This is a genomic window from Streptomyces sp. NPDC040410, assembly GCF_055595715.1.
The window spans coordinates 21,073-34,886 of sequence record NZ_JBVIVK010000021.1 but is presented as its reverse complement, the minus strand read 5'-3'; the positions used below and the strand labels follow the sequence as shown (position 1 = coordinate 34,886).

Annotated in this window: 12 protein-coding genes and 3 pseudogenes; all 15 read left to right on the top strand. The window is 68.1% G+C overall.

The genetic code is table 11. The annotated features are described in order from the left end of the window. The first annotated feature begins 43 nt into the window (after nucleotides 1-43). A complete protein-coding gene (locus ACZ562_RS31335; RefSeq protein WP_471186009.1) occupies nucleotides 44-976 on the top strand; it encodes an arginase family protein in 933 nt (310 codons plus the stop codon). Between the two features lie 207 nt (nucleotides 977-1,183). After that, nucleotides 1,184-2,128: an ABC transporter substrate-binding protein gene (locus ACZ562_RS31330; RefSeq protein WP_471186007.1), complete on the top strand. Its 945-nt coding sequence runs from the start codon at nucleotides 1,184-1,186 to the stop codon at nucleotides 2,126-2,128. 186 nt (nucleotides 2,129-2,314) lie between these two features. Continuing rightward, nucleotides 2,315-2,482 (top strand): hypothetical protein, encoded by a 168-nt coding sequence (locus tag ACZ562_RS31325; RefSeq protein ID WP_471186004.1) that lies wholly within the window; start codon nucleotides 2,315-2,317, stop codon nucleotides 2,480-2,482. 117 nt (nucleotides 2,483-2,599) lie between these two features. Beyond that, the gene (locus tag ACZ562_RS31320) at nucleotides 2,600-2,782 is read left to right on the top strand and encodes a hypothetical protein (RefSeq protein WP_361764094.1); all 183 of its coding nucleotides are present in this window, start codon (nucleotides 2,600-2,602) and stop codon (nucleotides 2,780-2,782) included. 285 nt (nucleotides 2,783-3,067) lie between these two features. Continuing rightward, nucleotides 3,068-3,367, top strand: a complete 300-nt coding sequence (locus tag ACZ562_RS31315; protein WP_471186001.1) for a transposase family protein — start codon at nucleotides 3,068-3,070, stop codon at nucleotides 3,365-3,367. A gap of 115 nt (nucleotides 3,368-3,482) precedes the next feature. After that, nucleotides 3,483-3,953 carry an ISAs1 family transposase gene (locus ACZ562_RS31310; RefSeq protein WP_471185999.1) on the top strand — a complete coding sequence of 157 codons (471 nt, stop codon included), beginning with the start codon at nucleotides 3,483-3,485 and terminating at the stop codon, nucleotides 3,951-3,953. A 422-nt stretch (nucleotides 3,954-4,375) separates the two neighbouring features. Beyond that, nucleotides 4,376-5,344: an endonuclease/exonuclease/phosphatase family protein gene (locus ACZ562_RS31305; RefSeq protein ID WP_471185997.1), complete on the top strand. Its 969-nt coding sequence runs from the start codon at nucleotides 4,376-4,378 to the stop codon at nucleotides 5,342-5,344. A gap of 75 nt (nucleotides 5,345-5,419) precedes the next feature. Beyond that, nucleotides 5,420-7,024 (top strand): hypothetical protein, encoded by a 1,605-nt coding sequence (locus ACZ562_RS31300; protein ID WP_471185996.1) that lies wholly within the window; start codon nucleotides 5,420-5,422, stop codon nucleotides 7,022-7,024. A gap of 178 nt (nucleotides 7,025-7,202) precedes the next feature. Further along, a pseudogene (locus ACZ562_RS31295) lies at nucleotides 7,203-7,525 on the top strand (helix-turn-helix domain-containing protein); the annotation flags it as partial. A gap of 594 nt (nucleotides 7,526-8,119) precedes the next feature. After that, the gene (locus ACZ562_RS31290) at nucleotides 8,120-8,278 is read left to right on the top strand and encodes a hypothetical protein (RefSeq protein WP_471185995.1); all 159 of its coding nucleotides are present in this window, start codon (nucleotides 8,120-8,122) and stop codon (nucleotides 8,276-8,278) included. Between the two features lie 1,372 nt (nucleotides 8,279-9,650). Next, complete coding sequence (locus ACZ562_RS31285) at nucleotides 9,651-10,652, top strand: beta-ketoacyl-ACP synthase III (protein ID WP_471185994.1); 1,002 nt, start codon at nucleotides 9,651-9,653, stop codon at nucleotides 10,650-10,652. A gap of 892 nt (nucleotides 10,653-11,544) precedes the next feature. Continuing rightward, complete coding sequence (locus ACZ562_RS31280; RefSeq protein ID WP_471185992.1) at nucleotides 11,545-11,817, top strand: methyltransferase domain-containing protein; 273 nt, start codon at nucleotides 11,545-11,547, stop codon at nucleotides 11,815-11,817. After that, nucleotides 11,784-12,434 (top strand): spore germination protein GerW family protein, encoded by a 651-nt coding sequence (locus ACZ562_RS31275; RefSeq protein ID WP_471185990.1) that lies wholly within the window; start codon nucleotides 11,784-11,786, stop codon nucleotides 12,432-12,434. Before ACZ562_RS31280 ends, ACZ562_RS31275 begins: the two co-directional genes overlap by 34 nt. A 6-nt stretch (nucleotides 12,435-12,440) precedes the next feature. Then, a pseudogene (locus ACZ562_RS31270) lies at nucleotides 12,441-12,714 on the top strand (transposase); the annotation flags it as partial. 97 nt (nucleotides 12,715-12,811) lie between these two features. Continuing rightward, nucleotides 12,812-13,285 (top strand): annotated as a pseudogene (locus ACZ562_RS31265) (IS110 family transposase); the annotation flags it as partial. Nucleotides 13,286-13,814 lie beyond the last annotated feature (529 nt).

Here is a 13,814-nt window from a genome sequence, read left to right as displayed (position 1 = left end):
GTCTCCTGTCCCCTCGATAGGAAAATCCCGTCAGGGGTATTCCGTGCTCAAGGCTCCGATAGCCTCCTTCCTCAATGCCGATATAGTCACCGACACGGCTAGAGTTGAGACTCCTTACGCATTCGTAGGCGTACCTTTTGGTCCGCCATACAGTCCACAGGACCTGGCGTCGTGCGCAGATGCGGCTGACGCCGTCCGTGCGCTCACGCACCGCATGGAGTACCGGCACATCGCGACTCACTATGACTTCGACTGGGGCGGGCCGCTGTTTCCGGACGGAGTGTCGACGGTAACCGACTGCGGCAACGTGATAGGCGACCCGCGTGATCCCGACGCCATTTCGGACCGAACAGCCGAGATCTTGACGCCACTGGTCCAGCAGGGCAGGACTCCGCTGGTACTGGGCGGACTGGACGCCGTGCCGCCGATGGTCGTGGCCGCATTTCGTGGGTACGAGCATGTCAATGTACTGCACATCGATGCGCACTTGGACTTTCGGGATGAGGTGGGCGGGGTCACCCACGGGTACTCCAGTCCCATTCGGCGCATCCGAGAGTTCGACTGCGTCAGACGCATCGTGCAGGTCGGCCTACGTGCTGTCGGCTCTGGGCGGCCCCAGGACGTCGCTGACGCGAAGGCCGCCGGGAACGAACTGATCACGGCATGGCAGGTGCACGAGCAAGGTATCGGTGTGGTCTTGGACAAGCTGCGTGCCCCTGGTCGTTGGGTGATCACCATCGACTGCGACGGGCTGGACCCGTCCATTGCTCCTGGCGTGGGGTGGCCCGAGCCGGGCGGGCTCACGTTCCCGCAGGTGAGGAGCCTCGTCCATGCATTGGCAGGCGAATCACGCATCGCCGCAATGGTCTTCACGGAGTATCAGCCGGCCCGGGACATCCAGCACACCACGGCACTGACGATCACACGTCTGCTCATGAATGTGATGGGTCTCCAACGATCCGTCACTTCTCACTGACGACGCTGACGCAGCTTCTCGTCCTTCTTTCACGCCACTTCCGCGGCAATTGCCCTCAATGAGGCGCTCGGATCCGACGAGCGCTGGCCGGTGTGTCTCTTGAAGCAAGGTGGTCGCAGGCTCTCCCTCAAAGAGGACAGGAGCCTGTCGGCCGTTGCTTCAAGGGAGCAACGCGGGGGCCACAACACCATTTACGGAGAGATCGTCATGAATCAACGGTTCACTTTGACAACCCATCTGGTAACCGGAGCCCTCGTGGCCTCGAGCACACTGGTGCTCGCGGGATGCGGAGACCAGACGGATAGGGCGGGTGGTGCTGGCGCGAGGTCCACAGAGGTCGAATCCACCCTCTTGTTCAGCAAGCTGCCGGAGAAGTATCAGGACTCTAAGGTCATCAAGGTCGGCTCCGACATCAACTACGCCCCTCTCGAGTTCAAGGACAAGGATGGCCAGGCGGTCGGCATCGACCCGGACCTGGCTGAGGCCTTGGGCAAGCAGCTTGGTGTGACGTTCCAGTTTCAGGACAGCACGTTCGACAATCTCATCCCGTCGCTTCAGACTGGTCGCTTCGATGTCCTCATTTCCGGCATGGGCGACACCAGAGCGCGCCAGACCGGCGAGGACCACACCGGCAAGAAAGTAGGCCCGGGGGTCGACTTCGTCGATTACTTCGCCGCCGGTACATCGATCCTGGTACAGAAAGGCAACCCCAAGGACATCACGTCCTTCAACGAGCTGTGCGGCAAGATCGTCGCCCTTCAGCGCGGCACCACCTCCCACGATCTTGCCGAAGCCCAGGCAACGTGGTGTCAAGTAAAGGGCAGGGGCAAGCTCACGATCCAGGCCTTCGACAAGGACACCGACGCTTTGGTCCGGCTGCGCCAGGGTGCCTCCGACGCCGACCTGAACGAGTTCCCGGTCGCCGCGTACAACGCCAAACAGTCGGGCGGCATTTACGAGGTCGTCGGCGCCATGGCCGAGCCTCGACCCTACGGCATCGTCGTACGCAAGGACAACACGCAATTGCGCGATGCCATCAAAGCCGCACTCGACGCAATCATCAAAAACGGCGAGTACAAGAAAATCCTGGAAAAGTGGAATGTCGCCGACGGTCGTGTTCTCCGAGCAAACATCAACAGCGGCGATGACTGAGACCCCCGCCAGACAAGAAGGTGTCAGCATATGACTGAGTCAATCGGCAGGGCCCGTCCAACGGGCCGCCGGGCGCGTTCACCGGCCACAGGTCTACCAGCTCTGGCCGGATGCCGCTGCAGGCCATCAAAGGCCATGCCAGTCCGCCACTACGGCCGTTGGCTCAGCGCGGTACTGGTGCTGGGTATGGTCACCCTCATTGGGATCGCATTCTCCAACGCAGACGTCAACTGGAGCGTGATCCCGGACTACGTGCTCTTCGACACGATCGCTAAAGGTGCAGCGGACACTTTGCTGATCACCGTACTCTCCATGATCATCGGCGGGGTGAACGGGCTTCCTGTGCCGATGTGAGGGCCCCGCGGTGGGGTTATCGCCCGCTATTACCCCGGGCTCACTGAGCGGGGCTTCGCGCGGTCGTACCGTTCAGTTCGGTGGTGGTGGGAGGGGGTGAGTTGCTTGGATCGGCGCATGGAGAACTCGATCTGGGATGCGTTGCTGCCGGTGGTTCGGGAAGAGGTGGACGAGCTGATCAGGGGTGGTCGGCGGCTTCACGCGGTGAAGCTCATCCGGGAGGCCCACCCCGGGCCGCTTCCTCGACTGCCCGACGCTGTGGAGGTGATGTGCGAGCGCGCGGCGGAGCTGCGGTGCTGACACGGGTGTCGGAGCCCTGTGCAGCGAGTCCGTGGGTCCAGCTGCGACGCGGAACCCCGCTGGAGTCCCGATGGTGGATACCCGACCGGCAGGCCCTCAGCGTTCTCGTGTGAGGCCCGGTCCGTGGCGATCCGTCAGCTTGGTTGGCCCCGGAACGTAGCAGGCACGGGCTTCCAAGATCATGGAGTTCTCGACGCCTCATGATCCGACGGGAAGACCGTGCCTGCCGAAGCATCATCGCCGATCCCGCCTGCTTTTGACCAACTCCGTCAGCATCCTGAGGCCGTGCCCGAGGAAATCCCGGCCCTGCTGGAGCGACTGGCTGAGGTGCCCGACCCTCGGGACCCGCGCGGCGTGCGGCACACCCTGGTCGCCGTGCTCGCGCTCACCGCGTGCGCGGTTCTGGCCGGGGCGACCTCCCTGCTGGCGGTCGGCGAGTGGATCGCTGACGCCCCGTCCTGTGTCCTGAAGCGCCTTGGCATACGGCCCGATCCGCTGTTCCCGAAGCGATGCACGCCTGCGGAAACGACAGTACGACGGCTGCTGGGCCGCATCGACGGCGACGTGTTGGACCGGGCAGTGTGAGGCTGGCCGACCGGCGCCTCGGCGCCGACGGCCGGCTGCGCGCACTGGCGGTCGACGGCAAGAGCCTGCGCGGAGCAGGCAGGGCCAAGGGCCGGAAGGTTCACCTGCTCGCTGCATGCGACCCCGTCCGCGGCTTGGTCCTGGCCCAGCTCGACGTGGCGAGAAGAACAATGAGATCACCTGCTTCCGGCCTCTACTCGAGACCCTCACCGACCTGGCGGGCGTGGTCGTGACCGGCGACGCGATGCACACTCAGCGCGAGCATGCGACATACCTGCTCGGCCGCAACGCGCACTACGTCGTGATCGTGAAAGGGAATCAGAAGAAGCTCCGCAAGCAGCTCAAGTCCCTTCCGTGGAAGCAGACTCCGCTGCAGTCACGCACCCGTGACACCGGGCATGGCCGGGGTGAGATCCGCCGGATCAAGGTGTGCACGGTGAACAACCTGCTCTTCCCCAGCGCACGCCAGGCCGTTCAGCTCAGGCGCCGCCGGGTGAACCGCAAGACTGGCAGGTACTTTCACCCCTCGGTGGAGGCGATCGCCGAAGTCACCAGCCTGCTCGCGCACGGCGACAGCAGGCGGTGAACCCAACACCGGTGGCTGGTGGGCCCGTTGGCCGGGACTGAGCGACACGGTCGAGCGGTGCGCGCCGGTATGACACACAGGCTGGAGGACCACGCGTACAAACTGCACCTGAGCTTCCCTGCTGCCCCGGGCCGTCGGGGGCCGGGTGAGCGAGCCGACGGCGGAGCACGGCCCGGACGCCTGGCGGCAGCCGTTTGCCGAGCGGGTCTTCGAGGCCGCTGGTCGAGGGGAGTCGTGGGCCAACATCTCACCGGTCTGCCATCATGTCAGCTCCGCGAGCGAGCCGACCTGCCGGAACAGGGACGCTGTGAGCGGCCGAGCCGCCCGCTCCCGCCTTGCGGCGGGCGGTCGCAGTGGTCTTCCGAAGTCCATTGCGTAATTCCACGGATGTGGAGCCGTGCCGGGCGACGTACCGTACTCCGATGCGGTTTGCGACCTTTAACGTGCTGCACGGCCGGACGCTCCAGGACGGCAGGCCTATTTCCGTCCCGTCCTCGGATGCCGGGCTTCCGCTGGCTGAGGCCGTCGCGTCGCTGGGCGCCGATGTCTTGGCGCTGCAGGAGGTCGACCGTCTCCAGGAGCGGTCGGGTCACGTGGACCAGGCGGGCGTCGCGGCCGAAGCAGCGGGGGCACGGGACTGGCGGTATGCGTCGGCGGTCCATGGAAGGGCGGTGCCGGGCAGGGGGTGGGTTCTCGACCCGGCCGAGGCGGGGCTGCGGGTATACGGCCTGCGGGATGCGGCGGCACAGGGGGACGTGCCCTCGCACGGCATCGCGTTGCTGTCCAGGCTGCCCGTGCGGGAATGGAGGGCCAGGCGGTTCGCCCCGGCTCCCTTTGGCCTGCCGCTTCGGGTGGCCGGGAGGCCCGGACTCACCCTGGTCCGCGACCAGCCACGCGCTGCTCTCGCCGCCGTGATGGCAGGAGAGCAGGGGCTGTTGACGGCGGTGGCAGTGCATCTTTCGTTCGTCCCGGGGTGGAACATCCGGCAACTGCTTGCCGCCCGCGACTGGATCGCCGACCTTCCGCGGCCCCACGTCCTGCTGGGTGACTTCAACCTGCTAGGCCCGATCCCCAGGGTCGTACTCAGTGCGGCCGAGTTCGTCGCCCCTGTGACCCGTGGGGCGCGGCGAGGGCGGCTCGGCACGCAGGGACCGGCGCTGTGCGCCGGGTCGTGCCTGCATGGCGGCGTTGTCGCGCAGCCCACCCGACGGTCGGTGCTGGGTGACTGGCGGGACCTGGCCCGTGTAGCGACGTATCCCTCGCACCGTCCTGCGGTGCAGTTCGACCACGTACTCGCGGCGGGGACATGCCGGTGCATCCCGGTCGGCACGGGTGCGCCGCAGATGCCGGTGTCGGATCACCGGCCTGTTGTCATTGATATGCCGTGGTGATTTCTCCATGGGCCGCAGGTGGAAGCGGGAGTCATCCCTGGATTGTCCGGCCGTGCGAGGCCGAGGGGAGAGGTTGTGGCTGAGGAGTGGCTTCACCAAGAGCGCGACATATACGTGGAGGAGGGGCTGGCCCGGTGGGGCGAGGAGTTTGGTCTGCGGGTACAGGAACGAGGTGGCGGCCTCGCCCCGGAGACTGACACGGGAAGGGGCATCGTGCGCGGCGGGTTCGAGCCCTGCTTGCTGGCCGTTCTCAGGCTGTCGGTGCACAGCGAGGCAGATGTCCGTTTGCCCTCTTGGTTCCAGGAGGCGCTCGCCCGCACGGGTCACCTTGCCCGCGCGGCTGCGCTGGTGTACGCGACCAACGGCGGTGTGCGCGAGCAGGACGACAGGCTCCTGGCACTGATGAAGGCCGCGGCCAGCGCAGGAGACCTGCGGGGAGCCCAGGCACTGGCCGAGTCGATTCCCGAGCGGCAGCTGCGGGACCGGGCGCTGGTCGCCCTCGTGCCGGCGTGGGCCCGTGCCGGTGAACGCGGCAAGGCTGTCGCTCTTGCAAAAAGGATCCGCTACCCGCACAACTGGGGGAGAGCCTGGGCCATGCTGGCGAAGGCGGTGGCGGACAACGGTGACGCCCACGAAGCCCTCGGGTTCGCCGCTCGCGCCGACGAGTTGAATTCTCACGGCGGCGACGGGGTGTGGTCGCTACATGTCCTCGCCCTCCTCGTGGAGGTGGCCGCCGCGACGGGCGACCATACCTGGGCAGCCGCGCTCGCCGACCGCATGGAGTCCTACGTCCGGTCCAAGCCCCATGGCGAAGGCTGGGTACGGCCCGGGCCCCTTGCAAAGGTACTCGCCTCCGAGATCCTCCGAGGAGACCTGGGCCGGATCGACGCACTCCTGCGCCGCTCACCCAGATCACCCCGCGAGGCCCGCAGACCGCCCTGCGCCACCCTTGGAGGAGACCCGGACCTGATTGTCTTGTCCGATTCCTCCAGAGGCCCCCTCGACGCCGCGGTCATGACAGACGTGTTGAACGCGGTCGCCGAAACCGCAGACCAGGAGGTGGCTCTCGCCCTGGCTGGCCGGGCGGAGACACTGCTCCACCCCGACGACGGCTACCATCACGGCACTCTGCTAAGGGCCGTGACACTCCTGCTGGCCCGGCGGGGGCAAACCGAGCGGGCCATGGCCCTCGCCGAATGGATCGACGCCCCCCATCTGCGCGCGGGGCGGCAGGCGGACGTTGTCCGGGAGCTGGCCCGCTACGGCGACACGGTTCGGGCCGAGGCCCTCGCCCACGCGATCACCGACCGCTGGGCACGGGCCAGAGCGCTGATCGAAGTGGTCCGCGAGGTGGCCCGGCGGGGGGACACGGTCCGGGCCGAGGCCGTCGCCCACGCGATCACCGACCGCTGGGCACGAGGCGAGGCGCTGGTCGCCATCGTCAAGGAGCTGGGCCGGCACGGCGATCTGGGCCGGGCTGAGGCCGTCGCCTCTTCGATCGCCTACCGCAAGACACGAGCCCGCGCACTGGCCGCACTCGTGGAGCTGGCAGAGCCGTCCGACGCCCGCAGGCTTGCCGCCCAGGCCGTGGTCCTCGACAGCTGGCTCACTGTCATGCCAGAGGCGGAGCGGGTCGCGCCCCGTGCCATGGCAACTGTCGCCGATCAAACAGCGAACTGATCCGCAAAGGGCGGAGGGCCGCGCTGGAGCAGGTCGGGCAGGGATGCGGGCGAGGACGGGGGAGTTGCTCCCACTGATGCGGAACACATTGCTGACTGTTGTGGATGCGCTGCGGCCGTCAGCTAAAGGCTGTCCCGTAACTGCCGGTCACGGGTGAGATGATCTTGCTGTTTCTGGTGTGATCACGGCGCCGGAGCCGTCCTGGATAGCCCCGTTCACCGGTCTGAGCCCGCGTCAGTTCGGCAAACTCGTCACCGCGCTGCGGCGCGAGAGTGCAGACCCCGTCCGCAAGGGCCGGCCGTGGAGCCTGCCGCTGGAGGACCGGGTTCTGCTGGTTGCTGCGTATGGCGGACCAACCTGACGCTGCGGCAGCTGGCGCCGCTGTTCGGGGTGTCGAAGTCGGCCGCTGACCGCATCATCGACCACCTCGGCCCCGCGCTCCCGCTCCAGCAGCGCAGGCGGTTCCGCAAGGACACCGTGCTGATCGTGGACGGCACAGTGCGCCGCGAGGCGCCTGATGACCGGGCGGAAGTGAAAGGACTCCGCCACCGGACTGTCGCAGCAGTCCGGTTGAAGCTGAGGGCAGCCTGATCTGGGAGACGCCAGTGAGGGTGGGAAGCCGCCCTGACAACGCCGGGACGTGCTGGCACTGCCAGACGGTGCGGGTCCGGCAAGCGAGACGAGAAGGTGTACGCAGGAACCAGTGGCAAAGCTCCGTAAGCGACGAATCGGCTCCAATCTGGTGGATATGGGCCGGGATGCAGTGCGTGACCACTCCGGTGGTCAACTCCGAAGCCGCGTAGTGCCGTCGGTGGGGAGGCCACGATGAAGGACTGCGGCGTAGTCGTGGCGATGCTGCCGGAGCAAGAGCTGGGCACCTCCCTCGTCGACCGGTCGTCGAGTGAACGTGGGAACTCCCCGGTCGCCCTCCGGGCCAGCCAGCCAGGCTGGTCCAGGGCAGGCCCGTCGCCGGCCGAGGGCCGCGGGATGGGGTGGAGGTCCCGTAGTAGTCCGAGCGCACGGGAGGCGCGCACATGGCGAAGGGGACCAGCAAGTCAGCAGTGAGGAGACTGAAATGCCAGGAGGATTTCGCCGGTGAATACCGACGAACTGGAATCGGCCCTTTACTGGGGCGAGCGCCGGGTACTGGGGATTCAGACCAAGCTGCACCAGTGGGCCGGCGGTGATCCTCACCTCCGGCTTGCCGGTCAGTGCGAGCATCGGCAGCCAGGCGAGGGCGAGGGTCTGGGGTGACGTCGTTGACGTTGACCGCGGTGGTGATGACCTTGAGCGGAGTGCCGCGCGTCCGTCACAGATCAGGTGGTGTTTTGCTGCCCGCCTTGCGCAGGCCGACCGGCGACGGACCGGTGTCGGCACTCCCTGGTCTTGAGGGCTACCGCAGTGGCGGCGGCCCGCTCCGCCCCGTCGGCCAGAAGGTCACCTCGACGCGTTCCGGAGGCACCGGGACTGGATGGGTATCGGCCGGCAACAGGATGGCTGGCTCCTGGGGCCCTTGTGTGTCATAAGCGGGCTCGTGAGAAGCGCCAATCGGCGCGGGAACAATGGTGATTCGCTGAGATGACCTGCGCTTACAAAACCGTCGGTCGGGCTTAATCAAGCGATATTCAGGCAAGAACGGGGACTCCGTACCCAGAGGTGCAGAGGATAATTTTTCAGGAAGCCGAAATGGCAACACCTGCCGGAAGCGATTCTGGAAGGTGACCCGATCGGCGGTTCGCTGCCTACACCACACTCTCAATCCGGGCGTGGCGGACAGCAACCCGCCGAAGTCCTGGGGCATCCGGCCGGTAGCCGTGCAAGGCGGCGAGGAGCCCTGACGAGCGAGGCCGTCAGCCTCGGACATTCGGACTCTGGGACCGTGCCGCCGGGGGGCGGCGCAGTGATCGTACGTCAGCTGTCGAAGCGGATCCGCACGAAGGAGCAGGCGATGAGCGAACCCGCGAGAGCACCCCTCATGCAGGCGAGCCGGACGCCCACGAGCATGGGAGCCGGCGCCTGTCCGTGAGAGATTCCTTGGAACGCGCCGAGCAGACGGCGATCGGGGTGGATTCATCACCCTCGCCCCTGACACCGACCATATCCCCGCAATGGGCCCGTTGTCTGGCATGGTCGGCGTGGTCAAGGACAACATCCATGTCCCGGGGTTGCCCCCACGGCCGGCACACCACCCTGCGGGACTTCGTCCCGACGAGCGACGCACTCGCAGTGCGGCCGCTGCGCGACGCCGATGCCGTCATCCGGGGCAAGGCCAACTCCAGCAAATGTGCAACGGAGGGCCGTGGTTCTGGAGACCGCGGCGGTCTGGCCGCTCGCCGACCCCGGCCCATGCCGAGTTCCTCGACCTCGACCTCGCCCCCGACACCGGGCACGTGGGCACCTGGGCACCGGCGACGGCGCGGCCAACCTGGCCACGCTCACCGAGCCCGGACCCGGGCCGGTACGCCCTCGTGGTCAGCAGAGGCGGCGGCTTCAGCTGGTCCGCGCTCGTGGTCCAGGCCTCCGCACGGTCCCATTCCCGCACATCCGCAGCCGACAGCCGACAGCCGACGACAAGAGACGAGGGACGTACTCATGAAAGAGCAGACCAGGCGTGGGCAGGCCCGGCATGGGTAGGGCCGCCGTCATCGCGGGGATCGGCTCCCACGTCCCCGAGCGGATCGTCACCAACGACGAGCTCGCCCAGACCCTCGACACCTCCGACGAGTGGATCCGCAGTCGTACCGGCATCTCCACCCGGCACGTCGTAGCGCCCGGCACGGCCACCTCCGACCTCGCGGTCGAAGCGGGCGCGAACGCCCTCAAGTCGGCCGGCGGACCCGATCCCGGCCTGCTGGTCCTGGCCACCACCACGCCCGACCGGCCGTGCCCCGGCACCGCCCCGGACGTCGCGACCCGGCTCGGCCTCGGACACATCCCTGCCTTCGACGTCTCCGCGGTGTGCACAGGCTTCCTGTACGCGCTCGCCACCGGGGCCGGCCTCATCGCCTCCGGGCAGGCCGAACGCGTGCTGGTGATCGCCGCCGAGGCGTTCACTACCCTGCTCAACCCCATGGACCGCACCACCAGTGTCATCTTCGGCGACGGCGCCGGGGCGGTGGTGCTGCGGGCGGGCGACCCGGACGAGCCGGGTGCCGTCAAGGCGCTCGACTTGGGCAGCGACGGCTCAGGACGGGACCTCATCACCGTGCCGGCCGGCGGCTCGGCGCAGCGCTCGACGGGCCTTGAGCCCGAACCCGGTGACACTTACTTCCAGATGGAAGGCCAGCGGGTCTACAGGAACGCCGTCCTGCACATGACGGCCTCCTCGCAGAAAGTCCTCAGCGAGGTCGGCTGGCAGGTGTCCGACGTGGACGCCTTCGTCGGCCACCAGGCCAACCTGCGCATCCTGCACGCCGTCGCGGACCGGCTGAAGATCCCCCGCGAGAAGGCCGTGGTCAACGTCGACCGCGTCGCCAACACCGCAGGCGCCTCCATCCCGCTGGCCCTCGCCCACGCGGCCGCCGACGGCACGCTGCGCCCCGGCGACCGGGTCCTGATGACCGCCTTCGGCGGCGGCCTCACCTGGGGCTCCGCCGCCGTGGAGTGGCCGGACATCGAGCCCGCCTGAACCCCACAGCACCACTCAGGACACCCTCACAGCGCCTTCGCCTCGTGACTGCCCGACCGTTCGGCAGGCACCGAGAGCGGCGAGGGAGCGAGCGAGCGGAGGCGAACCTGTGACGGTGCGACAGGAGAACGCCGACCCGCGCCGCACGCTCGCCCTCTACGAGGAGGCCATCCGGCAATTCACGCTCGCGGCGCGTCGCTCTCGACGTCCTGCCCGCCATTGCCTACCGCCGATGACCCCCACCAATTCCGAGACCCTCACCCCGGGCATCACCGTCGACGGGCACCGTCGTGCACGTCGACGCCACCGATCCGGCAGCCCTACTTGACCTGCCCGCCTGGTGCCACATGACCGGCCACCACCTCGGACCAGCCACCGACGACGCGAACCGACCGGTGTACACCTTGTGGCTGGCCGGCGACGCCCGACCCACCCGGCCGGACGCACCCTGGCACCGGGCCGAGGCAAGCCGTTGAGCGCCGCCGCGCATGCGGCGAACGGCTGGCGTAAGCGGCCAGGCAAATTCCCAGGCCGGCAGGGAATCCACACCGCCGCGCCCTGCGGGCGTCCCGGCGCTCATATGCCGGTGCGGCGTCAGCTACTCCCCCGGTCGATGGCGCGCAGCCGTGCGAGCACCGTCTCCAAGCCGTCCTGGATCGCGGCCAGCTGGGCGGCGGGCATGCCCCGAACAGCTCCAGGGCCAGCCTTTCGCGCCCCCCGCGCAACCCGGCGGTCAGGGTGCGGCCCGACTCGGTGAGGGACACCAGCGTGGCGCGTCGGTCGGTCGGGTGGGCGGCGCGAGCAACGAGACCGTCGGCCTCCAGGGCGTCCAGCAGGCCCGTGACATTGCGCGGGGTGAAACTTTTCGCACTATCCGCCGGAGGTGAAGCGCGTGCTGGCGATTGAGCCAGAACCGCGCCTGCGCGCGCTGGCCCAGCAGGCCGCCCGTACAGCCCCGGTGCAGGTGAAGGTGACCGGCGGAGGCGCCGAGCAACTACAGGTCACGGACGCCTCGTTCGACGCGCCCTTCGTCTGTCTGACTCTGTGGTCGGTGGCCGACCCGCACACCGCGCTCGCCGAACTCCACCGCAGCTCCGCTTTTTCGAGCACGCGGGCGCCGACTCACCCGGCATGCGCCGGGTGCAGCGCGCCGTGGACGCCATAATATGGCCCCTGCTGATGGGCGGCTGCCACACCCGTCGCGACACCCAATCGGCCATCACTGGCGCCGGGTTCACCCTCACCTGGGTGGAGAAGTTCGCCTTCCCCAAGACCCGTATGCCGGCGCCTGCCGCCACCCACATCCTCGGCCCTGCCGAACCGCAGCCTGAAGGGCACCCGATGACCGCGCCCGAGCACGAGACCGCGCCCGCACCCACGCCCGCGGCCCTGCAGGACACCAACCTGTCGGCCGCCCACGCCTCCGTCACCCTGCTGGAACGCCTGGCCGACAAACTCGGTGGCCGCGCCTCGGTGACCGCCGTGTACGGCGAACCCGTCACCGCCGACGGCGTCACCGTCATCCCCGTCGCCAAGATCCGCTTCGGCTTCGGCGGCGGCGCCGGACGCGAAGTCGGCACCGCCAAGACCGGAGAGGGAGGAGGAGGGGGAGGGGGAGCCGAGGCGAGACCACTCGGCTTCATCGAAATCCGCGACGGCACCGCCGTCTACAAGCCCATCCGCGACCCGTGGCCCGATATCGTCCTGCCCCTGGCGGCCCTCGTCATCGGAGGCGCCGTACCCAAGCTCCTCCGCGCGCTGCGTCGACGAGGACGCCCGTGACTCACGATGCGCCGCCTATCCGTCCCGTCCGGACACCCCGAGTCGGCGTTGTTCGTAGCTGACGTGTTCGCGTCGGTGCCGCGCAAGGATCAGCGGGCGAAGGGTGACTGCTATCTGCCGGGACTGATGCTGGACGGCCGACGTAGGTCGATCCAGCCGATGGCGGAGCGGCTGCCGGATGGCAAGGAGCAGAACCTGCAGCAGTTTCGTGAACCAGTCGACGTGGGATCCGGTGCCGGTGCGGCGGCGGATCGCGGAGCGGATGGTGCGGCAGAGGGGCCTTGCCCTACAAGGCACCATCACAGTGCTGACCGACCACCCAGCCCGGCGTCGGATACAGCCCCGGCCGATGAAGGAGCCGAGTGACCGTCACCAGCATGCCCCGGGCGACCCTGCCCGCGCAGCGGGCAGCACAGCCCGCAGAGGAGGTGATCATCGGGGTCGACACCCACAAGGACGTGCCCGTTGCCACAGTGATCACCGTGCTGGGCGCACTGCTGGCCCATCAGGAGTTCCCGACCACCGCTGCCGGATACCGCCAACTCCGCGCCTGGGCACGCTCCTTCGGCACCCTGCACCGGGCCGGAGTGGAGTGCACCGGATCCTACGGAGCCGCCCTGGCACGCTTTCTGCGGCAGGAGAACATCAAGGTCATCGAGGTCAACCAGCCCGATCGTGCCATCCGGCGCAAGCGAGGCAAGACCGACGCCGCCGACGCCGCTGCCCGCGCCGTCCTGTCCGGACGCGCCACCACCACGCCGAAGACGGGTGAAGGCTCGGCTGCCGACCTGCGCGTCCTCAGACTGGCCAAGAAATCGGCCGTCAAGGCCCGCACCCGGGCGATGAACCGGCCAGCGGGCCCTCCTGCGGATGCCCGACGAGGGCCCGCGCCAGGCCGCAGCATGATCCGCCGCTACATCATCTAATGGGCAGTGAAAGGCGGTTACTCCGTGGCTGCCACCATGGGCAGGACCAAGGTCCATACATCATCAGGGCAGACAGCCCCATCGCCAGACTGACCTGGTCCTGTACCCCGGGACCGGCCACCGCCCGCCGTGCCAGTACGTCCTGATGGGCGAGGCCATGCCTGAAGTGCAGTGGGTCCGTTCGAGCCCTTGCAGCGACGGGCTGGTGCCAGCTTCCACCGGCGGCGTCACATCCAGTCAGATGATCGGATCGTTGTTGTTCGTGTGGTCCAAGCCATCCGTAGGGGTCACCTCTCATCGCGCCCGGAGCCGTTCGAGCACTGGCCAAGACCGAGGGCCCCTGCGGACCGCTGGGGTCACGAACGGCTAATCGGATGCTGGGCCATCGAGCCCTTCCATTAGGGAGACGCGTGATCCAGCACGGCTGCGACCAGCAGCAATGCACCCCGAACCA

What these genes read in the sequence shown, in the direction of transcription:
- ACZ562_RS31330 (WP_471186007.1), top strand. Translation starts at nt 1,184, where the DNA reads ATGAATCAACGGTTCACTTTGACAACCCATCTGGTAACCGGAGCCCTC.
- ACZ562_RS31325 (WP_471186004.1), top strand. Translation starts at nt 2,315, where the DNA reads ATGGTCACCCTCATTGGGATCGCATTCTCCAACGCAGACGTCAACTGG.
- ACZ562_RS31320 (WP_361764094.1), top strand. Translation starts at nt 2,600, where the DNA reads ATGGAGAACTCGATCTGGGATGCGTTGCTGCCGGTGGTTCGGGAAGAG.
- ACZ562_RS31310 (WP_471185999.1), top strand. Translation starts at nt 3,483, where the DNA reads ATGCGACCCCGTCCGCGGCTTGGTCCTGGCCCAGCTCGACGTGGCGAG.
- ACZ562_RS31305 (WP_471185997.1), top strand. Translation starts at nt 4,376, where the DNA reads ATGCGGTTTGCGACCTTTAACGTGCTGCACGGCCGGACGCTCCAGGAC.
- ACZ562_RS31285 (WP_471185994.1), top strand. Translation starts at nt 9,651, where the DNA reads ATGGGTAGGGCCGCCGTCATCGCGGGGATCGGCTCCCACGTCCCCGAG.
- ACZ562_RS31275 (WP_471185990.1), top strand. Translation starts at nt 11,784, where the DNA reads ATGCGCCGGGTGCAGCGCGCCGTGGACGCCATAATATGGCCCCTGCTG.